Here is a 20189-nt window from a genome sequence, read left to right on the forward strand (position 1 = left end):
CCAGGTGATAGTGCTGATGGGGATGGCTGTTGAAGCTGGTTTCAAGCGCCCGCAGGCTGCTCACGCCGGCCAGTTGGGCATACACCATGGCGACCAGGTGATCCCAGCTGCCAAAGCGCTTGCTGTGTTTGTCGGCGCCGTGTTCGGCGACCAGTCGATCGAAGACGCCGCGAGGCAGCGCTTTTAGTACATCGTGAAAACGGCTTATCCTGAACATCTTGCGGGGGCTGTGAGGTTGAGTTGGCGCTCAACGGTTTAACCCGTGCCTTCAGCCCCCGCAAGCCCTCCAGACGCCCCCTCGAAAATATTCCGGACAGTAGTGCGCGAAGGCGGGACGCGGCTCCATCGCGAACAGCGCTTGCGCTGGCCCGAAGGGGAATAACCCAGTGGCTGCGGGGTTCGCGAGCAAGCTCGCTCCTACGAAGAGCAAAAGCAGTTCTACTCCGGCTTTTGCTTTTGGATTTCCAGAGAAACCTCCGCGCACTCCGAAACGCCCCTTCAGAAGGCCGAGCGAAACCGGCGCTCAGGAGGTCATGCGACATGGATGTCGCGAGAGCCCCGATGGGCTACAGGGACGTACCCTCGGGGCGGGCCTCCGTGGCGGGGGAATTCGCGAGGGTAGCCCGACTCTGTCGGGCCCGTATGGCGGGGCAAGCCTTTTTGGTTCCTTTTGTGGCGACTGACAAAAGGGACTCGCCCGAGGGGGCGAAACAAGACGGTTGGGCAAACTCGGTGCGGCGCAGAAACACCCAAGCCAAGGCAGCGCAAGCGCTGTTCGCGGGAATGACGAGGGTGGGAGGATTGCGCCTGACCGACGCATCGCTCAGGACAGCCCCCTCTCCCGCTTGCGGGAGAGGGTTGGGGAGAGGGCGCTCTTGCATCCGACATCCACGCCACCGGGAAACTGTTCGCGAGCAAGCTCGCTCCCAGGAAACACACCATGCCTCCCTGGACTGCAGGAGCGCGCCCTGCGCGCAAATCGCGGACGGAGTCCGCTCCTACGGTCGACCCCTGTGCCAGGCGCCGTAGGAGCGGACTCCGTCCACGATTAACTCAGGTCTCGAAATAGAAGCTCTGGAACCGCTCCGCCAGTTGCACGGTGAGTTGCGCCGCCTGCACATGGTTGGGATGGGGCCCATAGTCCTGGGCCGCCTTGAACGACTCGAAACTGATGATCATGGCGAAGTCGAAGCTGTCGTCCGAGCCGACGCCGCCCAGGTTGGCCCGGGGGCCGAAGCGGACTTCGCTGACGCCGGGGATCTGCCGCAGGCTTTCGCAGGCGGCGGTCAGTTGGGCGATGTGTTCCAGGTTGCCCGGCTCTTTCAGCCAGGACACGACTACGCAATGCACGCTCATGGGCAGCATTCCTCTGTTGGTTGCGGGTTGATGCAGTTGCGCAGCGGCGCGCCCTGCAGGGCGTCGAGCAGGTTGTCGAAGGCCTCAAGGGTCATACGCTTGTGCGTCTCGCGGGTGGAGGCGCCGTTGTGCGGCGACAGCACCAGGTTGGGCAGGCCGAGCAGCGCCGGGTTCACCCCCGGCTCGCCTTCGGTGACGTCCAGCCCGGCCGCCGCCAGCCGGCCTTCGCGCAGGGCCGTGGCCAGGGCGGTTTCATCCACCAGGCCGCCGCGGGCGGTGTTGATCAGGATGGCCTCGGGCTTCATCTGCGCCAGCTGCGGCGCGCCGATGATGTGGTGGGTGGCGGCGCTGTAGGGCAGCTGCAGGATGAGCGCGTCGCTCTGCTCCAGCAGGCTGTCGAAGTCCAGGTAGCGCACGCCGAGCCGGACTTCTTCCTCCACCGGCAGGCGCCGCCGGTTGCAGTAGGTGACGTCCATGTCGAAGCCGCGGGCGCGCTTGGCCACTTCCATGCCGATGCTGCCCAGGCCGAGGATGCCCAGTTGCTTGTGGTGCACGTCCTGGCCGAACAGCGGCGAGGAGTCGGCGCGCCAGCCGCCGCCGCGGACGAAGGCATCGGCCTCGACGATGCGCCGGGCCGCGGCCAGCAGCAGGCCGAAGGCGAGGTCGGCGGTGGCCGCGGCGACCGCCTTGGGGGTGTTGCAGACGCGGATGCCGCGGGCCGTGCAGGCGGCCACGTCGATGTGGTCGAAGCCGGCGCTGACGGTGCTCAGCACCTTCAGGCGCGGGCAGCGCTCCAGCAGGGCGGCGTCGATGCGGTCGGCGGGCAGCACCAGGGCGTAGTCGGCCCCGCTCAGCAGCTCGCCCAGGTCATCCGGAAGGCCGTGTTCGGGCATGCGGAGCTCGGCCCTTTCGCGCAGGCTTCCCAACAGCGCATCGGGTACCTGGCGCGACAGGGCGATGCAGGGAGTGGTGTTCATCGCTGGCTCCTCAGTCGCGATAGCTGGTGTCGATGCGGTTGAGCCTGCGCAGCAGCGCCGGCCAGACGAAGTCGCCGCCCTGGCCGCCGGTCTGCTTGTCGACCACCTCGGCCACGCCGTCGATGATCTGCGGATCGACCTGCACCAGCTGGCCGCCGGCCTGGGCCGCCAGCTGGATCTGGCAGGTGGTCTCGAAGGTGTACATGTTGAGGAAGGCGTCGGCGACGCTGCGGCCGACGGTGAGCAGGCCGTGGTTGCGCAGCATGAAGAACAGCTTGTTGCCCAGGTCGGCCTGCAGGCGCGGCTTCTCGTCGTCGCGCAGGGCCACGCCCTCGTAGTCGTGGTAGGCCAGCGAGGAGAGCACGAAGGTGGACTGCTGGCTGATCGGCAGCACGCCGCATTCCTGGGCGCTGACCGCGACGCCGGCACGGGTGTGGGTGTGCAGCACGCACTGGATGTCGTGGCGCGCGGCATGGATGGCGCTATGGATGACGAAGCCGGCGCGGTTGGCGTCGTAGGGGCTGTCGATCACCTTGTTGCCGTCCTGGTCGATCTTCACCAGGTTGGAGGCGGTGATCTCGTCGAACAGCAGGCCGTAGGGGTTGATCAGGAAGTGATGCTCGGGGCCGGGGACGCGGGCGCTGATGTGGGTGAAGACCAGGTCGGTCCAGCCGAACAGGGCGACCAGCCGGTAGCACGCGGCGAGGTTGACGCGCAGTTGCCATTCTTCGTCGCTCACCTGGTCGCGGACATGGGGGAGGGCGAGTTCGTGGGCCATGGGGCATTCCTTCTTGTAGGTGTTCTTGTAGATGTTGTGGTGGAGCGCCCGAGGCTAAGGCGTGGCGAGGTGCGGCGACTGTCCTGAATTTGACGTCCGTCCTGCTGGCGCCCGGTCGCCCCTTGCGGCCGATGGGGGAGGCCGTCGATGCGCCTTGTGCTGGCTCGCCCGTCGGCCGAATAATGGGAGCAACGTCCCGGATTCCATGGAGCCTTCAGGCGTGACCTTCCCCTCGATGTTGTCGGAGTCCCATCTCGCCGTGCTGCTGGCCAGCCCCTGGTTCGGCGGCCTGCCGGAACAGGTTCGCGACGACATGCTGGCCCGCGCCGGCGTGCGCGCCCTGAACACCGGCCAGCAGCTGTTCCGCTGCGGCGAGCCGCCGGATGGCCTGTACATCGTGCTGCAGGGCATCATCCGCCTGAGCAACACCACCCGCGACGGCCAGGAGGCGGTGCTGAACTTCTACGAGCCGGGCAGTTGGCTGGGCGAGGTGTCGATGCTCGACCACAGCAACCGCCTGCACGACGCCCATGCCCACGAGCCCTCCCAGGTGCTGCACATCAGCCCGCTGGCCCTGGGCGAGCTGTGCGAGCGGCACCCGGCGCTGGTGCGCATGCTGCTGGACCTGGAGGTGTCGCGCCTGCGCGCCATGCTGGTGGCCTTCTCCGCCTTTTCCACGCAGTCGCTGGAGCAGCGCCTGGCCGGGCGCCTGCTGGGGCTGAGCGAGTCCTTCGGGACGAAGGAGGCGCAGGGGGTGGCCCTGGACCTGCGGTTGTCCCAGGAATCCATGGCGCAGCTCATCGGCGCCACCCGCCAGCGCGTCAACCAGGTGCTCAAGCAGTGGGAGCAGCAGGGCCTGATCCGCCAGCGCTACGGCCAGCTCCTGCTGCTGCGCCCGGACGCCCTGCAGACGCTGGCCCAGGAGCGGCCGGACCGCTAGCCCAGCGACCCTAGGTGCCCGATGGCGGCTGGCCCGCGGCCTGCAGTTCGGCGCGCCGGTCGTGGGCGCGCTCGATCAGGTAGGCGCGGATCTGCTCCACCTGCTCCGGCGCCAGCCGCCCGGCGAACGGCGGCATGCCGCGGCCGGCCCGCGCGCCGGCGACGATGCTCTGGAAGTCCTTGTGCGTCTGCGCCGTCATGTAGCGCAGGTCGGGAATCACGTTGGCACTGAAGGCGCCCAGGCCGTGGCACACCCCGCAGTGCTCGCGGAACAGCTGGTCGCCGGCAGCCACCGTGGCCGCGTCGGCGCTCAGCGGCGGCGGTTCGGGCAGTACGAGGGCGCGCCGCCTGACCTCGGGCATGGGCGCGTTGCCGCCGAGCCTGAAGGTGAACACCCGGGCGTCGGGCACGGTGCGCGTGCGTTCGGACAGGGCGCCGAGGGTGATCGGGTAGGCGCCGCCCCAGCCGCTGCTGAAGGTCACGTACTGCTCGCCGTCCACGCTGTAGGTGATGGGCGCGGCCACCACGCCGCTGCTGACTTCGCGCTGCCAGAGCAGCTTGCCGCTGTCGGCCGCGTAGGCCAGCAGGCGGCCATCGTGGGTGCCCTGGAACACCAGGTTGCCGGCGGTGGCCAGGGTGCCGCCGTTGGCGATCTGCGCGTAGGGCACCGACCAGGCTTCCTTCTGCCGCAGCGGGTCCCAGGCCTGCAGCTTGCCGGTGTAGATCCGCGCGAATTCGTCGATGCTCTTCTTGTCCCTGGGCATCGGCGGCAGCTCTACCCCGGAGTTCCACTGGCCCTTGGCGGGTATGTCGATCTTCGCCTTCGGATGGAGGATGTCGGCCGTCGATTGCGTGGGGATGTAGACCAGGCCGGTCTTCGGGCTGTAGCTCATCGGGTGCCAGTTATGAGCGCCCTGGGAGCCGGGGAACACCAGCTTGGTCTCGCCCTTGCTCCAGTAGTCGGCCGCCTCCAGGTCGACGATCGGCCGGCCGCTGTGCAGGTCCACGCCCTTGGCCCAGTTGACCTTGGGCGCGTACTGGGCGGCCGAGAGCAGCTTGCCCGTGGCCGCGTCCAGCACGTAGAAGAAGCCGTTCTTCGGCGCCTGCATCACCACCTTGCGCGGCTTGCCGTCGATGGCCAGGGTGGCGACCATGATGTGCTGGGTGGCGGTGTAGTCCCAGGCGTCGCCCGGCGTGGTCTGGTAGTGCCAGACGTACTGCCCGGTGTCGGGGCGGACCGCGACTATGGAGGAGAGGAACAGGTTGTCGCCCTTGCCCTGCGAGCGCTGGCCGTAGTTCCAGAAGGAGCCGTTGCCGACGCCGAGGTAGAGCAGGTCGAGCTCGGCGTCGTAGGCCATCGAGTCCCACACGGTGCCGCCGCCGCCCTGCTTCCAGTACTGGTCGCCGAACCAGGTCTTGCGGATCATGCCGATGGTGTCGGTTTCGTCGCCCTGCGCCGGGTCGCCCGGCACGGTGAAGAAGCGCCAGGCCTGCGCGCCGGTCTCGGCGTCGTAGGCGGTGACGTAGCCGCGCACGCCGAACTCGCTGCCGCCGTTGCCGATCACCACCTTGCCCTTGATGATGCGCGGGGCGCCGGTGATGGTGTAGTTGCGCGCGTGGTCGAGCACGGTGTCCACCGACCAGACGCGTTGCCCGCTGCGCGCGTCCAGCGCCTCCAGCCGGCCGTCGTAGACACCCACGTAGACCTTGCCGTTCCACACCGCCACACCGCGGTTGGCCGCGTCGCAGCAGCCCGAGCCCTGGATGCCGCGGTAGACCCCCGGGTCGTACTGCCACAGCAGCTTGCCGGTGCGCGCGTCCAGGGCGTGGACGATGCTGTAGGCGCTGGTGGTGTACATCACGCCGTCCACCACCAGGGGCGTGGCCTCGACCACGCGGTCCAGACCGAACCCATAGTCCCAGGCCAGGCCCAGCTGCCCCACGTTCTGCTCGTTGACCTGCTCCAGCGGCGAATAGCGCTGCTCGCCGTAGGTGCGGCCGGTGCTCATCCAGTTGCCGGGCTCGCTGTCGGCGGCAGTCAGGCGCTGGGCGTCGATCGCCGCCGGGCCGCCCGCCCAGGCCAGCGGAGCCGCGAGCAGCAGCGCCGCCCCGGTATTCCAAGGTGCTTTCATGCTGGGTTCCCCCATGGTGCCGCCAGCGGCGGCGCGTTTCTGGCGAGGCTCAGTGCGCAGGACGGTGCCCCGGCGGCAGGCCGCCGGGGCCGGCCGTCAGGCGTGACGCGCTGTGCAGGTCACGGCTCCAGCCCCAGCGCAGCTGCCACCTGCGGATAGGCCACCGTGTCGATCAACTGGCGCGTGGCGGCGCCGTAGGGCGGCGTGATCAGCTCGAAGCTGCCGCCGGCGCGGCGCTCGTAGAAGCCGCGCGGGTTGGAGAACTCGCGGAAGCCTTCCTCGCCGTGGTGCCGGCCCATGCCGCTGGCACCCACCCCGCCGAAGCCCATGGACGCCAGCGCGCCCTGCATCACGGCGATGTTGAAGCACACGCCGCCCGAGCGGGTGCGCGTGGCGATCGCCTGGCGCAGCGCCGGGTCGTCGCTGAAGAGGTAGATGCCCAGCGGCGTGTCGCCCTGGTTGATGCGCGCGATGAGGTCGTCGGTGCTCTTGTAGGTCTGCACCGGCAGGATCGGGCCGAAGATTTCCTCGCGCACCACCTGGGCGTCGTCGCGCGGGTTGACCACGATGTGGAAGGGCATGTCGCGGGCGCCGGCATCCATCTCGCGGCCGATGCGGATCACCTGGTCGCTCTTGTCCTGGGCGTCCTCCAGCAGGCGTTGCAGGCGCTCGACGTGGCGCTGGTTGATGATGCCGCTGGCGCTGCTGGCGCCGTTGTCGTGGCCGAAGCTGTGCTGCATCACTTCGCTCAAGGCCTTCACGAAGTCCTGCAGGCCCTCCTCGGGCACCAGCAGGTGGTCGACGGTGATGCACAGCTGGCCGCGCTTGATGGCCTTGATGCCGGCGATGGCCGCCAGCGTCTGCGCGTCGCCGAGCTTGTCGCGGCCGACGATGGTGGGGTTGCGCCCGCCCAGTTCGAGGGTGACCGGCACCAGGTTCTCGGCGCAGCGCTTCATGATCTCGCGGCCCACCGCGGTGCCGCCGGTGAACAGCAGGTGGTCCCAGGGCAGCGTGGCGCAGTGCCGGGCCAGTTCCAGGTCGCCGTTGACCACCGCGACCTCGTCCTCGGCGAAGTAGGCTGCGAACATTTCCTGCAGCAGGGCGCCGCTGTTGGGCGTGAGGTCCGAGGGCTTGAGGATCACCCGGTTGCCGGCGCCGAGCATGTCGATGAGCGGGCCGATGCCGACGTCGAAGGGGAAGTTCCACGCCGCCATGTTGCACACCACACCCTTGGGGCTGTACTGCACGTAGGCCAGCGACTCGCCCTGGGTGGCGGGGTCGACCGGCTTGGCGATGGGCTTCATCCACTGCTGGACGTTGGCGCAGTCGAAGCGCACACGCTCGACCATCGACAGGATTTCGGTGAGGTCCGCCGCCGCGCCCGAATGGCTGCCGAAGTCCGCCACCAGCGCTTCGTGGATCCTGGCGCGGTAGCTGTACATCATCGGCACGATGCGCGACATGCGCTCGATGCGCGTCTCGGCGCTGGGGAACATGTCCTGGGCGAAGGCCGCTTTCTGCAGCGCGAACAGGCGCTCCAGGCGCTGGATGGGGGTTTGCGTGGTCATGACAGGTCTCCGGTGGGTAGCCGCGCGTCCCGTCCCGGATGGAGCGGGCCGTGCGGGAGGGCGCTGGCCCCCGGCCAGGGGCACGGGGGCAGCAGGATGCTCGGGCCGACGGCCTCGATGTCGGTGTGGCCGCAGAAGGCCATGCTCAGGCTCAGTTCGTTGTGGATGATCTCCAGCGCACGGCTCACGCCGGCCTCGCCGAGGGCGCCCAGGCCGTAGACGAAGGCGCGCCCCAGCAGGCAGCCGCGCGCGCCAAGGGCGCGGGCGCGGAGCACGTCCTGGCCGCTGCGGATGCCGCCGTCCATCCAGACTTCGGTCTGCGCGCCGACCGCCTCGACTATCGGCGGCAGCGCGCGGATGCTCGACTGGGTGCCGTCGAGCTGGCGCCCGCCGTGGTTGCTGACCACGATGGCGTCGGCGCCGTGGGCCACGGCGCTGCGCGCGTCGTCGACGTCCTGGATGCCCTTGAGCAGCAGCGGGCCGTCCCACCAGCGGCGGATTTCGGCGACGTCGGCCCAGTTCAGCGACGGGTCCAGCTCGCCGCCGCGCCAGCGCGCCATGTCGGCCATGCTGTCGATGCCGGGCGCGTGGCCGACCACGTTGCCGAACGCGCGCCGCGGCGTGCCGGCCATGCCCAGCGCCCAGCGCGGGTGCCTGGCCACGTCGAGCAGCTGGCGCAGGTTCATGCGCGAGGGATCGGTCAGGCCGTTCTTCAGGTCCTTGTGGCGCTGGCCCACCAGCGACAGGTCGAGGGTCAGCACCAGCGCCGTGCAGCCGGCGGCCCTGGCGCGTTCGACCAGGCGCCGGGCGAAGGCGCGGTCGCGCATCACGTAGAGCTGGAACCAGAAGCCGGGGCCGGCGTGTTCGGCCACGTCCTCGATGGAGCAGATGCTCATGGTGGACAGCGTGAAGGGCACGCCGAAGGTCCGCGCCGCCCGTGCCGCGAGGATTTCGCCGTCGGCGTGCTGCATGCCCAGCGCGCCCACCGGGGCGAGCGCCAGAGGCATGGACAGGCGCTGGCCGAGCAGGGTGGTGACGGTACTGCGCCGGTCGATGTCGATGGCCACGCGCTGGCGCAGCAGCAACTGCTGCAGGTCGGCCTGGTTGGCGCGGTAGGTGCTCTCGGTCCAGGAGCCCGAGTCGGCGTAGTCGTAGAACATCCGCGGCACGCGGCGCTGGGCCAGGGCACGCAGGTCCTCGATGCAGGTGATGCAGGTCATGGCGCGCCGCCGTCGAGCAGCTTGCCCGGGTTGAGGATGCCGGCGGGGTCCAGCGCGCGCTTGATCGCGCCCATCAGCGCGCGTTCCTGCGGGCTGCGGGTGATCGACAGCCAGGGCTTCTTCTCCAGCCCGATGCCGTGCTCGGCCGATACCGAGCCGCCGCGCGCCCGCAGTTCCGCGTAGACCAGCGCCTCGATGCGCGGCTTGAACCGTTCGAGGTCGGCGTGGGGCAGGGTGACGACCAGGTGCAGGTTGCCGTCGCCCAGGTGGCCGAACACGTAGAGCCAGTGCGCCTTGGCTTCTGCGAGCAGCAGCTGCTGCACCTGGCGCACGTAGCCGTCCATCTCGGCGATCGGCAGGGAGATGTCGAAGCCCAGCGGCATGCCGTGCCGCATCACCTGTTCCACGTCGTCGCGCAGCGCCCAGAAGGCCTGCGCATCGGCGTCGGAGCGGGCGAGCACCGCGTCGCTCAGCAGCCCTTGCTCCAGGGCCGCTTCGAGCGCGGCCTCGAAGCGCTGGCCGTCGGCTTCGCGCTGGCTGCCCTGGGCCTCGACCAGCACGTAGAAGGGGTGCTCCTGGCCCAGCGGCGGCAGGCTCCTGGCCGGCGGCGTGGTCACCAGGCGGTAGAAGGACTGCCACATCACCTCGAAGGACGACAGCGAGCCGCCCAGCGCGCGGTCCATGTGGCGCAGCAGCCCGGCCACGGCATCGAAGCCCGGCGCCGCCAGCAGCGCGGTTTGGCTGGCCAGCGGCTTCTCGCGCAGGCGCAGCACCAGGCGGGTGATCACCCCCAGGGTGCCTTCGCTGCCGATGAACAGCTGCTTGAGGTCGTAGCCGGTGTTGTTCTTGATCAGCGGGCGCAGGGACGACACCACGGTACCGTCGGCCAGCACGGCCTCCAGCCCCAGCACCATGTCGCGGGTCATGCCGTAGCGCAGCACGCGGGTGCCGCCGGCGTTGGTGGCGGCGGTGCCGCCCAGGGTGGCGCTGCCGCGCGCGCCCAGGTCCAGCGGGTAGACCAGGCCCTGGGCCTCCACGGCTTCCTGTAGGGCCTGCAGGGTGACGCCGGCCTGTACGGTGGCGGTGCGCTGTTGCGGGTCGATGGCCTCGATGGCGCGCATGCGCTCCAGCGACAGGATGATCTCGCCGGGCCCGGCGTCGGCGCCGCGCACGAGGCCGGTCAGGCCGCCTTGCGGCACCACCGGCAGCTGCCGTTGGTGGCACCAGCGCAGCACGGCGGCGACCTCCCCGGTGCTGGCCGGGCGCACCAGGGCCCGCGCCCGCAGGTGGTCGGCGCGCAAGGCGCCGGCCGAACGGCTGGCGAGATCGGCCGCGCAGAGCACGCCGTTGTCGCCGACGATGGCGCGCAGCGCCTCGACTATGGGGTCCATATGCGATCGTCTCCTAGCGGGGAGCGGCGGGCGCTCGGGCGGTGTCGTGCAGCGAGGCCCTGAGCTGCGCGCGTTCCTTTTCCACCTGCTCGACGTGGCGCTGGCGCACGTGGCCATAGCCGCGGATCTTCTCCGGCAGCGAGGCCAGGGCGACGGCGGTGTCGAGGTTGCCGGCGTCGAGGCTGGCGATCAGGCCGTCGACCTCGCGCTCGTACTCGGCCAGCAGGCGCAGCGCGAGCCGGCGTTCGGCGCTGTTGCGGAAGGGGTCGAGGAGGGTGCCGCGCAGGCCCTTGCAGTGCTTGAGCAGGCCGAAGGCCTTCAGCAGCCAGGGCCCGACTTCCTTCTTGTACGGCTTGCCGTGCTGGTCCAGGCCGCCGAAGGGCCAGGCGCCGACGTTGAAGTGGACCTTGTAGTCGCCCTCGAACACCGCATCGAGTTCTTGCCTGAAGGTGGCGGAAGCATAGAGGCGGGCTACTTCGAACTCGTCCTTGATCGCCAGCAGCTTGAAGTAGTAGCGCGCCACCGCCGTGCTGAAGCGCTCGCCCAGACCCTGCCCGCGCTCGGCCGCCATGGCGCGGTCCACCAGGGTCTTGTAGCGCCGGGCATAGGCCTTGTTCTGGTACTCGGCCAGGTAGGCCATGGAGCGCTGGACGATGGCGTCCAGGGACATGTCGATGCGCGGCGCGGGGGCGACCGGCTCGCCGGCGCAGGCGGCCCGTTCCACCGCCTGCAGGTCGACTGCCGCGCGGCGGCCCCAGAGGAAGCTGGCCTTGTTGAAGTCGACCTGCACGGCGTTGAGTTCCAGCGCGCGCATGATGGCCGCGTGGGACAGCGGCACGCTGCCCAATTGCCAGGCCGCGCCGAGCATGAACATGTTGGCGGCGATGCTGTCGCCCATCAGCTGCGCGGCGATGCGCAGGCCCTCCATGGCCAGCAGCTGGCCGTCGCCGCAGCGCTGGCGGATGCGCTCGACCAGCGTGCCGGCATCCATCTTCCAGTCGGGGTTGCGCGCGAAGTCGCTGGTGGGCACCAGGTCGCTCGCCACTATCACCCGTGTGCGGCCGGGGCGCACGCGCAGCAAGGCCTCGTCGCCGGCGGTCACCACCAGGTCGCAGCCCACTATGGTGTCGGCTTCGGCCGTGGCGATGCGCGTGGCATGCAGACGCTGCGCATCGGCGGCGATGCGCACGTGGGACATCACCGCGCCGTACTTCTGCGCAAGGCCGGTGACGTCCAGCACCGAGACCGCCAGCCCCTCGATGTGCGCGGCCATGCCGAGCACCTGGCCGATGGTGACCACGCCGGTGCCGCCGACGCCGGTGATCAGCAGCGAGAACTCGCCGGCGAGCGCCGGCAGCGCCGGTTCCGCGATGGCCGGAAAGTCCGCCGCGGCCACGCCCGCGGTGCGCGTCTTGCGCAGCCTGCCGCCGTGCACGGTGACGAAGCTCGGGCAGAAGCCCTCGACGCAGGAGTAGTCCTTGTTGCACGAACTCTGGTTGATCTTGCGCTTGCGCCCGAAGGGGGTTTCCAGCGGTTCGATGGACAGGCAGTTGGAGGCCCTGGAGCAGTCGCCGCAGCCCTCGCAGACGGCCGCGTTGATGAAGCTGCGCTTGGCCGGGTCGGCCCACTTGCCGCGCTTGCGCAGGCGCCGGCGCTCGGTGGCGCAGGGCTGGTCGTAGACGATCACCGACACCCCTTCGATCTCGCGGCAGCGCAGCATCACCGCGTCGAGTTCGGTGCGGTGCAGCAGCGGCACGCCGGCCGGCAGGCTGCCGGCGGGGTGCTTGGCCAGGTCGTCGGTCAGCACGAAGATGTGCCGGACGCCCTCGGCCATCAGCTCGGTGACCACCTGCGGCACCGTCAGCTCGCCGTCGATGGGCTGGCCGCCGGTCATGGAGACGAAGCCGTTGAACAGCACCTTGTAGGTCATGTTGGCCTTGGCCGCGATGGCCTGGCGGATGGCCAGGAAGCCGGAATGGAAGTAGGTGCCGTCGCCGATGTTGACGAATACGTGCTTTTCCCGGGTGAAGCGGTGCTGGCCCAGCCAGTGCATGCCTTCGCCGCCCATCTGGGCGAACATCGGCGGCGTCTTGACCGGGTCGTGCAGCACGGCCATGGCGTGGCAGCCGATGCCGACCATGGCCCGCGAGCCGTCGGGCACCTGGGTCGAGCGGTTGTGCGGGCAGCCCGAGCAGAAGCCGGGGTTGCGGTTGGGCGCGGCCGGGTCGGGCAGGCCGGGCAGTTTGTTGGTGGCCGGCGGCAGCGCCATGTCGGGCAACTCGGGGTGCAGCTTGCGCAGTTGCCCGTGGATGGCGTGCATGACCTGCGTCGGCGACAGCTCGCCCCAGCCTTGCAGCACAGCCTCGCCATGCTCGGGGGCGAAGGCCTGGGCCGCGTCGTATTTACCGGCCACGCGCGGGTGGTTGGGCAGCGCCAGGTCATAGAGGATGCCCTTGACCTGGTCTTCGAGGATGCCGCGCTTTTCCTCGACCACCAGGATGGCGTCCAGCCCGTCGGCGAATTCGCGGACGAACTGCGGGTCCAGCGGCCAGATCAGCCCGGCCTTGCCGATGCGCAGGCCCAGCTCGCGTTGGCGCGCCTCGTCCAGGCCCATCCCGGCCAGGGCCTGCAGCACGTCCTGGTACGACTTGCCGGCCGACAGCACGCCGAGCCGGGCGCCGGGCACCTCCTGCAACAGGTGGTTGAGGCGGTTGGCGCGGGCGTAGGCCACGGCCGCCGGTAGCCGGTGGTTGACCAGGCGCTCCTCGCCCATCAGCGGGATGTCGAAGGTGCGGATGTTCAGGCCCTGGGGCCCCAGGTGCGGGGCAACCTGCAGCTCGGGCAGGACGATGCGCGGCGAGTCCGGGCCGACGCGCACCGAGCCGCCGCCCTCGACCACGTCGTTGTGCACCTTGAAGCCCACGGCGCAGCCGCAGAAGCGGCTCATGGCGAAGCCGTGCAGGCCCAGGTCGAGCAGTTCCTGGGTGTTCGACGGGTAGAGGATCGGCAGGCCGGCGGCGATGAAGATCGGGTCGGAGAAGTTGATGACCGAGGAAGACTTGACGCCGTGGTCGTCGCCGGCGATGGCCAGCACGCCACCGTGCTTGTGGGTGCCGGCGCTGCCCAGGTGGCGCATGGCGTCGGCGCTGCGGTCGGTGCCCGGGCCCTTGCCGTACCAGATGCCGAACACGCCGTCCACGCTCGAACCGGGCAGCAGGCCGACGTACTGCGAGCCCCACACCGCGGTGATCGCCAGGTCCTCGTTGACCCCCGGCATGAAGTGGATATTGTTGGCCTCCAGGCGCGCCTGCTGGGCCCACAGCTCCATGTCGTAGCGGCCCAGCGGCGAGCCACGGTAGCCGGAGATGAAGCCGCCGGTGTCCAGGCCCGCGGCCTGGTCGCGCCAGCGCTGCTGCAACGGCAGGCGCGACAGGGCCTGGGTGCCGGTGAGGTAGATCCAGCCCTCGCGGGTTTCGAACTTGTCGTCGAGGCTGACGCTCGGGTGGGGCAGAGGGGCGTTCATCACGGTGTCTCCTGCTTATTCTTGTTCTGGCGTCTCTCGCGGAGTACAAGCGGCGGGGGCGGGCAGGGCATGCCCGCCGGGCGGCTCATGGCGCCACGACGATCATTGGAAAATAGTGCGGCGCGATACCGCGGGAGACTGTTAGGTATTTGCAATGCGAGGACGCTGTAGGAGTACTCATGACTACCCCTTCCGAGGTATCGGCAAGCCACCTGCGGACGCTGCTGGGCAACCCCTCGTTCGCCCTGCTGCCGGCGGAGGTGCGCGACGAGGTCCTGGCCCACGGCCGGCAACGCCGGCTGGCGGCCGGGCAGCGGCTGTTCCGCCGTGGCGACAGGGCCGATGGGCTGTACATAGTGCTGGAGGGCTCGCTGCGCCTGAGCGGCACTTCCCGAGATGGGCTGGAGGCGGTGCTGAACTTCTACGAGCCGGGCTGCTGGGTCGGCCTGGTGTCGCTGCTCGATGGCCAGCCGCGCATCCATGATGCCCAGGCGGCCATGCCGTCCCTGGTGCTGCAGCTCACCCCGGCGGACGTCGAAAGCCTGATCGGCCGGCATCCCGCCTTCGCGCGCTTTTTGCTGCACCTGCAGAGTTCGATGCTGCGCGCGTTGCTGGTCGGCTTCGAGGCCTTTTCCACCCAGTCGCTGGAACAGCGCCTGGCCAGCCGCCTGCTGGCGCTGGCCGCGGCCTTCGGCTCGGCCAACGCCGATGGCGGGCTGGCCATCGAGCTGCGCCTGTCCCAGGAGACCCTGGCGCTGCTGCTGGGCAGCACCCGCCAGCGGGTCAGCCAGTTGCTGAAGAAGTGGGGCCAGGACGGCATGATCGAGCAGAAGTACGGCTGCATCGTGGTGCTCGACCGGGGCCGGCTGGAGGCGCTGGCCCGGGAATGAGGCTTCAGCCTTCCTGGCACTCCTGCCAGCGCTTGCGCGCGCGCAGGTAGGCGGCGGTGTCGGCGTAGCCGAGGCGGGCGGCGATGCGTTCGCGGTCCAGGCCCTGCAGCTCCAGGTACTGCTCAAGCTCCGTGCGCACCGCGGCCAGCACCTGGCGGTAGCCCAGGTCCTGCTCCAGCAGGCGCCGGCGCAGGGTGCGCGGGGTCATGTGCAGCGCCGCGGCGGCGCTCTCCAGGCTGGGCGCGGCGCCGCTTTCCAGCTCGCCGCGGATGTGCCGCGCCACCCGCGCGGCGGCCCCGCTGAACTGCTGCAGGCGCGCCAGGCGCTGTTCCAGGCCGCTGACGATCAGCTCCACCAGCACCGGGTGGTGGCCGCGCATCGGCACCTCCAGCACGCGACTGTCGAAGACCAGGCGGGTGCGTTCGCAACCGAATTGCAGGTTCGGCCCGAACCACTCCCGGTACTGCGCATGGTAGGGCGGCCGCGGGTAGGCGAACTCGGCGCGTAGCGGCAGCACGGGTTCGACGCAGCCTTCGCGCATCTGCGTCATGGTCATGGCCAGGGCATGTTCGCTGTAGTGCCGGCGCAGGCGCTCCGAGGCCTCTATCTGCACCTCCAGCGCCACCTCGCCTGCGGCTTCGACGATGCGCAGGCGATCAAGGTCCGAGCCCAGGTGGGCGAAGCGCTGCCAGTAGCGCAGGGCCTCGCCGACGTTGGCGCAGCACAGCGTCAGGGGCACCAGCACGAAACGCTCCCTGGGCAGGAAATGGCTGAACAGGTGCAGGCCGACGGCCGGATCGATGTGCGCCGCGCGTTGCCATAGCTGCTCCAGTTGCGTCCGGTCAAATTCCTCGGCTTCGCTGTGCTCGCTGAGGAAGCGCGCCAGCACCCGGCCCATGGCGCCGCGGTGCCGCGGCTGGACCGGCGTGGCCACTTTGGTTCGGTTTTTGTCCTCTTCGGGCATGTTCGCCAGCGTCCTCTTGCCGTTTCATGTGACCGTTCGAGCGTGCTGTCTCGCCCTGCCGATCGATGACCAGCCACGCCTGCCGTTGATGATAAACCGAGAACGAGAAACATGATCCTTACCTGTCTGCCTCGCTTCGCCGCGACATTAGCCGCGCCGCTGCTGCTCCTTGGTCTGTCGATACTGGGCGGCGCCGCCCAGGCGGCGGAAAAACCCAACATCGTGGTGATCTTCGGTGACGACATCGGCATGTGGAACCTCAGCGCCTACAGCCGTGGCGCCATGGGCTATCGCACGCCGAACATCGACAGCATCGCCAAGGCCGGCGCCATCTTCAGCGACCACTACGCCCAGCCCAGCTGCACCGCCGGGCGCGCCGCCTTCATCACCGGCCAGCTGCCGATCCGCTCGGGCATGACCACCGTCAGCCAGCCGGGCGGGCTGCTGGGCCTCAAGCCGCAGACCGTGACCCTGGCCGAGGTGCTCAAGACCCAGGGCTACACCAGTGGCCAGTTCGGCAAGAACCACCTGGGCGACCGCAACGAGTACCTGCCGACGGTGCACGGCTTCGACGAGTTCTTCGGCAACCTCTACCACCTCAACACCGAGGAGGAGCCGGAGGACATCGACTACCCGACCGACCCCAACTTCAAGAAGCGTTACGGCCCGCGCGGCGTGCTGCACTGCTACGCCACCGACAGCGAGACGCCCGGCGAGGACCCGCGCTTCGGCAAGTGGGGCAGGCAGCGCTGCGAGGATACCGGCGCGCTGACGCGCAAGCGCATGGAAACCGTGGACCAGGAGCTGATCCAGGCCTCGTTCAAGTTCATGGACAAGGCCGTGGCGCAGAAGAAGCCGTTCTTCGCCTGGATCAACACCACGCGCATGCACGTCTTCACCCACACGCCGAACCAGTACCTGGAGCGCTGCAAGCAGTTCACCAGCGGCGAGGACGAACACTGCGCCGGCATGCTGCAGCACGACGAGGACGTCGGCACGGTGCTGAAGAAGCTCGACGACCTGGGCATCGCCGACAACACCATCGTCATCTACTCCACCGACAACGGTCCGGAGCACGAGACCTACCCGTTCGGCGGCACCAGCCCCTACCGCAGCACCAAGATGACCACCTGGGAAGGCGGCGTGCGCGTGCCGATGATGGTGCGCTGGCCGGGGCACATCCCGGCGGGCGAGGAGCTCAATGGCATCCAGTCCCACGAGGACCTGTTCACCACCCTGGCGTCGGCCGCCGGCATGCCCGACGTGCGCGAGCGCCTGGCCAAGGGCGACGACCTGGGCACCGGCGTGGTGAAGAAGAACTACATCGACGGCCTCGACAACCTGGCCTACTGGGAAGGCAAGACCGACCAGTCGGCGCGCCACGAGATCTTCTACTACGCCGAGAGCCGCCTGCAGGCCGTGCGCCTGGACCAGTGGAAGGCGCACTTCTACACCCGCGACGGCTACTACGGCAGCACCAAGACCCTGGAGATGCCCTGGCTGTTCAACATCCGCCAGGACCCCTTCGAGAGCTACGACCAGGCGCCTGGCCCGCGCGCCAACCTGCTGCAGAAGAAGACCTACGTGTTCAACCGGATGACCGACGCCATAGTCGCGCACCTGAAGACCTTCAAGGACTTCCCGCCGGCGCAGAAGGGCGTGTCGCTGAGCTTCGACCAGCTCAAGGAACAGATCACCAAGTCCGCCGAGAAATGATCTTGCCGGGCGGCCGCGAGCGGTCGCCCGACATACCCGTGCGCCAGCGCGCGCCGATAACAACAAGATTGGAGTTCTACCCCGATGAGTCAGCTCAGCCCCGCCGCCATGCAAGTCTTCGCTGCCATGCAGAACGCTCCGGTGGTGTCCCGTGACCACGCCCGCGAAGCGATCCTGCTGCTGGAAGACGACCTGCCCTGGGTCGCCCTGCCCGACGGTTCCACCATCCAGCTGCTGCACGTGGACCTGAACCAGAACCTGTGGATCAACCGCACCCGCATGAAGCCGGGCTTCGGCGTCGACACCCACTACCACACCGGCCCGGTGTTCGCCGTCACCCTGCAGGGCGAGTGGTTCTACCGCGAATACCCGGACAAGGTGAACAAGGCCGGTTCCTACCTCTACGAGCCGGCGCATTCGCTGCACACCCTGTGCGTGGCCGAAGACGCCAGCGAGATCGCCGACGTCTGGTTCGCCATCTTCGGCAGCAACGTCGACATCGACGAGAAGGGCGACGTCATCCGCATCCTCGACGCCAAGACCGCCCTGGCCGTCTACCGCGCGCTGTGCGCGGCCGAAGGCAAGAGCTGCGACAAGCTGATCGTGCTCGGTGAGTGAGATGAGCCGGTTGCAGAGCGCATTCGTCACCGGCGCCGGCGGCTTCATCGGCCGCCACCTGGTGCGCCAGCTGCTGGCCGAGCAGGTGGCCGTGGTCGCCCTGATGATGCCCGGCGAACCCGAGCCGGCGGAGTGGGGCGACAGGGTCCGCATCGTGGTCGGCGACGTGCGCCGGCTGCTCGAACTGCGCGAGCAGATCGGCCCGGTGGACGCCATCTTCCACCTGGCCGCGGTGGTCAGCGACTGGGGCAGCACCCAGTCCCACGTGGAAGTGACCGTCAAGGGCACCGAGCACGCCATCGAACTGGCCCTGGGCTGGGACGCGCACTTCGTGGTGACCACCAGCGTCTGCGCCTTCGCCAGCGCCCTGGCCAAGGGCCGGCTGAGCGAGGGCAGCCCGGTCGGCGTGCCATCGTCGGCCTATGAGTTCTGCAAGCAGGAACAGGAGCGCGTCACCCGCGAGGGCGTGGCGCGCGGGCTCAAGGGCACCATCGTGCGGCCGGCCAACGTCTTCGGCGTCGGCAGCATGCCCTGGGTGAACTCTTTGGTGCAGGTGATGCGCGAAGGCGCGCCCTGCCTGCTGGGCTCCGGCGACTGGGACGCCGGGCTGGTGCACGTGAACAACCTGGTGGCGCTGCTGATCGCCGCCGCGCGCTCGGAGTACGTGCACGGCGATGTGTTCATCGCCGCCGACGGCTTCGGCGTGACCTGGAAGACCTACCTGGAGGCCCTGGCCAAGGCCGCGCAGACGCCGCCGCCGAAAAGCCTGCCGAACTGGCTGGCGCGCTTCATGGCCAGCGCCCTGGAGTGGTGGGGCCACCTGCGCAAGCAGACGCAGCGTCCACACCTGACGCGGCAGACCTTCCGCCTGATGGGCGGGCCCAACGAGTTCGCCATCGACAAGGCCCGGCGCCTGCTCGGCTACCGGCCGCCGGTGAGCTTCGAGGCGGCCATGGCGGAGCTGACCGAGCATTTCCGCACACAGCGCCAGGCGTCGGCAGGCGCCGCCGGCGCAACAGCAGGACTGGAGAGCCAGGCATGAGTCAGTGGACCCACGGCACGCCGCGCGTCGCCTTCATTTCCGGCGCCGGCAGCGGCATCGGCCTGCAGATCGCCAAGGCCCTGGTGGGCGAGGGCACCAGCGTGGCGCTGTTCGACCTGCGGGTGGACGAGAACGTGCTCGCCGAGTTGCGCGGCCTGTGCCGGCAGCCGCAGCAGAAGGTCGAGGCCTTCATCGTCGACATCACCCGCGCCGCCGAGGTGGACGCGGCGGTGGATGCCGCCGCGACCAAGTTGGGCGCGCCGGACTTCGCCTTCAATTCCGCCGGCATCCTGCGCACCGCGCTGTTCACCGAGCTGCCGGCGGAAACCTTCGAGCTGGTGGTGCGTATCAACCTGATCGGCAGCCGCAACTTCGCCGCCGGCGTGCTGCGCTACATGCAGCGGGGCAGCCACCTGGTGCTGGTGGCCTCGCTGTCGGGAGTCATCGGCGGCTACACCCAGGCCGCCTACTGCGCCTCCAAGTTCGGCGTGGTGGGCCTGGCCGAGGTCCTGCGCCTGGAGCAGAAGCCGCGCGGTATCGACGTCTCCGTGGTGTGCCCCGGCGAGATCGCCACGCCCCTGCTGAGCTACGAGCGCCAGCACGGCAGCAAGGTCACCGAGGCGCTCAACGCCACCGCCGGTGTGCTGACGGTGGAGGAGGCCGTGGCCGGCATCCTCTCCGGGCTGCGCAAGCGCGAATTCATGATCACCCCGGGCCTGCGCGCCCGGCTGCTGCGCGGCATGGCGCGCAAGACCAGCGCGCTGCTGCGCTGGCTCACCGACCAGACCCTCGCCAAGGCCCTGCAGGCCGAGCGGTAACGGGGTTGCCGTCCGTCCGGCGGGTGGCAACTCGGATTTTCCTTCAGGAGGAGTTCGGAGCATGCGCGTCCATCGAAAAGAACTTCTGATCACCGCAAGCCTGATCCTGGCCGTCGTCCTCGGTCTGGCTGCACAGGTTTTCATCACATCTGCGGAGGGCGATCTGCTGTTCCTCGGGGCCGTGCCGGCGACTCCCGGAGCTGGTGGAGCCCCGGTACTGGCGATGGGCAGCCACCTGCTGCCATGACGGATGCCGT

The 20189-nt window shown here is 69.3% G+C and carries 17 protein-coding genes; 7 read left to right on the forward strand and 10 right to left on the reverse strand.

Annotation, left to right across the window (positions count from 1 at the left end; translation table 11 throughout):
- The 4 genes from QSJ95_RS02340 to QSJ95_RS02355 all read right to left on the reverse strand — a co-directional run.
- Window positions 1–217 (reverse strand): DUF4372 domain-containing protein (locus QSJ95_RS02340; RefSeq protein ID WP_285639675.1); only part of this gene is annotated, 217 nt, incomplete at its 3' end.
- Window positions 218–1053: 836 nt separating this feature from the next.
- Entirely contained in the window at window positions 1054–1356 is a 303-nt protein-coding gene (locus QSJ95_RS02345) for a Dabb family protein (RefSeq protein ID WP_009622317.1), read from the reverse strand.
- Window positions 1353–2333: a 2-hydroxyacid dehydrogenase gene (locus tag QSJ95_RS02350; protein WP_285639679.1), complete on the reverse strand. Its 981-nt coding sequence runs from the start codon at window positions 2331–2333 to the stop codon at window positions 1353–1355. The genes QSJ95_RS02345 and QSJ95_RS02350 overlap by 4 nt, the downstream gene beginning before the upstream one ends.
- Window positions 2334–2343: 10 nt before the next feature.
- Window positions 2344–3111 carry a class II aldolase/adducin family protein gene (locus QSJ95_RS02355; protein WP_009622313.1) on the reverse strand — a complete coding sequence of 256 codons (768 nt, stop codon included), beginning with the start codon at window positions 3109–3111 and terminating at the stop codon, window positions 2344–2346.
- A gap of 220 nt (window positions 3112–3331) precedes the next feature.
- On the opposite strand from QSJ95_RS02355, the gene QSJ95_RS02360 reads away from it, so the two are divergent.
- Entirely contained in the window at window positions 3332–4051 is a 720-nt protein-coding gene (locus QSJ95_RS02360; protein WP_009622312.1) for a Crp/Fnr family transcriptional regulator, read from the forward strand.
- A gap of 10 nt (window positions 4052–4061) precedes the next feature.
- On the opposite strand, the gene QSJ95_RS02365 is transcribed toward QSJ95_RS02360, so the two are convergent.
- The 5 genes from QSJ95_RS02365 to QSJ95_RS02385 all read right to left on the reverse strand — a co-directional run bounded on the left by QSJ95_RS02365 (window position 4062) and on the right by QSJ95_RS02385 (window position 13884).
- Window positions 4062–6182 (reverse strand): PQQ-dependent dehydrogenase, methanol/ethanol family, encoded by a 2121-nt coding sequence (locus QSJ95_RS02365; RefSeq protein WP_285639683.1) that lies wholly within the window; start codon window positions 6180–6182, stop codon window positions 4062–4064.
- A gap of 119 nt (window positions 6183–6301) precedes the next feature.
- Window positions 6302–7750 carry an aldehyde dehydrogenase family protein gene (locus tag QSJ95_RS02370; RefSeq protein WP_269963065.1) on the reverse strand — a complete coding sequence of 483 codons (1449 nt, stop codon included), beginning with the start codon at window positions 7748–7750 and terminating at the stop codon, window positions 6302–6304.
- Window positions 7747–8970 carry an alpha-hydroxy acid oxidase gene (locus tag QSJ95_RS02375; protein ID WP_285639686.1) on the reverse strand — a complete coding sequence of 408 codons (1224 nt, stop codon included), beginning with the start codon at window positions 8968–8970 and terminating at the stop codon, window positions 7747–7749. Before QSJ95_RS02375 ends, QSJ95_RS02370 begins: the two co-directional genes overlap by 4 nt.
- On the reverse strand, window positions 8967–10361 hold the full coding sequence (locus tag QSJ95_RS02380; protein ID WP_285639687.1) for an FAD-binding oxidoreductase: 1395 nt from the start codon (window positions 10359–10361) through the stop codon (window positions 8967–8969). Before QSJ95_RS02380 ends, QSJ95_RS02375 begins: the two co-directional genes overlap by 4 nt.
- A 13-nt stretch (window positions 10362–10374) precedes the next feature.
- Window positions 10375–13884, reverse strand: coding sequence for an indolepyruvate ferredoxin oxidoreductase family protein (locus QSJ95_RS02385; protein ID WP_285639688.1), 3510 nt, complete (start codon window positions 13882–13884; stop codon window positions 10375–10377).
- Between the two features lie 179 nt (window positions 13885–14063).
- On the opposite strand from QSJ95_RS02385, the gene QSJ95_RS02390 reads away from it, so the two are divergent.
- Window positions 14064–14774 carry a Crp/Fnr family transcriptional regulator gene (locus QSJ95_RS02390; protein ID WP_285639689.1) on the forward strand — a complete coding sequence of 237 codons (711 nt, stop codon included), beginning with the start codon at window positions 14064–14066 and terminating at the stop codon, window positions 14772–14774.
- A 4-nt stretch (window positions 14775–14778) separates the two neighbouring features.
- Here QSJ95_RS02390 and QSJ95_RS02395 read toward each other — a convergent pair whose 3' ends face one another.
- Window positions 14779–15738, reverse strand: a complete 960-nt coding sequence (locus QSJ95_RS02395; RefSeq protein WP_061561843.1) for an AraC family transcriptional regulator ligand-binding domain-containing protein — start codon at window positions 15736–15738, stop codon at window positions 14779–14781.
- A gap of 111 nt (window positions 15739–15849) precedes the next feature.
- Here QSJ95_RS02395 and QSJ95_RS02400 point away from each other — a divergent pair, with 111 nt between their 5' ends.
- From QSJ95_RS02400 to QSJ95_RS02420, 5 genes are all read left to right on the forward strand, one after another.
- A complete protein-coding gene (locus QSJ95_RS02400; RefSeq protein ID WP_082656907.1) occupies window positions 15850–17454 on the forward strand; it encodes an arylsulfatase in 1605 nt (534 codons plus the stop codon).
- An 84-nt stretch (window positions 17455–17538) separates the two neighbouring features.
- Window positions 17539–18072 (forward strand): 2,4'-dihydroxyacetophenone dioxygenase family protein, encoded by a 534-nt coding sequence (locus tag QSJ95_RS02405; RefSeq protein WP_009622303.1) that lies wholly within the window; start codon window positions 17539–17541, stop codon window positions 18070–18072.
- Window position 18073: 1 nt separating this feature from the next.
- The gene (locus tag QSJ95_RS02410; protein ID WP_285639699.1) at window positions 18074–19114 is read left to right on the forward strand and encodes an NAD-dependent epimerase/dehydratase family protein; all 1041 of its coding nucleotides are present in this window, start codon (window positions 18074–18076) and stop codon (window positions 19112–19114) included.
- Window positions 19111–19932 carry an SDR family NAD(P)-dependent oxidoreductase gene (locus QSJ95_RS02415; RefSeq protein WP_285639701.1) on the forward strand — a complete coding sequence of 274 codons (822 nt, stop codon included), beginning with the start codon at window positions 19111–19113 and terminating at the stop codon, window positions 19930–19932. Before QSJ95_RS02410 ends, QSJ95_RS02415 begins: the two co-directional genes overlap by 4 nt.
- A 61-nt stretch (window positions 19933–19993) precedes the next feature.
- Complete coding sequence (locus QSJ95_RS02420; protein WP_009622300.1) at window positions 19994–20179, forward strand: hypothetical protein; 186 nt, start codon at window positions 19994–19996, stop codon at window positions 20177–20179.
- Window positions 20180–20189: the final 10 nt, after the last annotated feature.

The organism is Pseudomonas sp. NBRC 100443 (assembly GCF_030268185.1).
Lineage (GTDB): Bacteria > Pseudomonadota > Gammaproteobacteria > Pseudomonadales > Pseudomonadaceae > Pseudomonas > Pseudomonas citronellolis.

Bases quoted from the DNA above. Each gene is read 5' to 3' on its own strand.
- QSJ95_RS02345 (WP_009622317.1), bottom strand. From the start codon at position 1,356: ATGAGCGTGCATTGCGTAGTCGTGTCCTGGCTGAAAGAGCCGGGCAAC.
- QSJ95_RS02350 (WP_285639679.1), bottom strand. From the start codon at position 2,333: ATGAACACCACTCCCTGCATCGCCCTGTCGCGCCAGGTACCCGATGCG.
- QSJ95_RS02355 (WP_009622313.1), bottom strand. From the start codon at position 3,111: ATGGCCCACGAACTCGCCCTCCCCCATGTCCGCGACCAGGTGAGCGAC.
- QSJ95_RS02365 (WP_285639683.1), bottom strand. From the start codon at position 6,182: ATGAAAGCACCTTGGAATACCGGGGCGGCGCTGCTGCTCGCGGCTCCG.
- QSJ95_RS02370 (WP_269963065.1), bottom strand. From the start codon at position 7,750: ATGACCACGCAAACCCCCATCCAGCGCCTGGAGCGCCTGTTCGCGCTG.
- QSJ95_RS02375 (WP_285639686.1), bottom strand. From the start codon at position 8,970: ATGACCTGCATCACCTGCATCGAGGACCTGCGTGCCCTGGCCCAGCGC.
- QSJ95_RS02380 (WP_285639687.1), bottom strand. From the start codon at position 10,361: ATGGACCCCATAGTCGAGGCGCTGCGCGCCATCGTCGGCGACAACGGC.
- QSJ95_RS02385 (WP_285639688.1), bottom strand. From the start codon at position 13,884: ATGAACGCCCCTCTGCCCCACCCGAGCGTCAGCCTCGACGACAAGTTC.
- QSJ95_RS02390 (WP_285639689.1), top strand. From the start codon at position 14,064: ATGACTACCCCTTCCGAGGTATCGGCAAGCCACCTGCGGACGCTGCTG.
- QSJ95_RS02395 (WP_061561843.1), bottom strand. From the start codon at position 15,738: ATGCCCGAAGAGGACAAAAACCGAACCAAAGTGGCCACGCCGGTCCAG.
- QSJ95_RS02400 (WP_082656907.1), top strand. From the start codon at position 15,850: ATGATCCTTACCTGTCTGCCTCGCTTCGCCGCGACATTAGCCGCGCCG.
- QSJ95_RS02405 (WP_009622303.1), top strand. From the start codon at position 17,539: ATGAGTCAGCTCAGCCCCGCCGCCATGCAAGTCTTCGCTGCCATGCAG.
- QSJ95_RS02410 (WP_285639699.1), top strand. From the start codon at position 18,074: ATGAGCCGGTTGCAGAGCGCATTCGTCACCGGCGCCGGCGGCTTCATC.
- QSJ95_RS02415 (WP_285639701.1), top strand. From the start codon at position 19,111: ATGAGTCAGTGGACCCACGGCACGCCGCGCGTCGCCTTCATTTCCGGC.
- QSJ95_RS02420 (WP_009622300.1), top strand. From the start codon at position 19,994: ATGCGCGTCCATCGAAAAGAACTTCTGATCACCGCAAGCCTGATCCTG.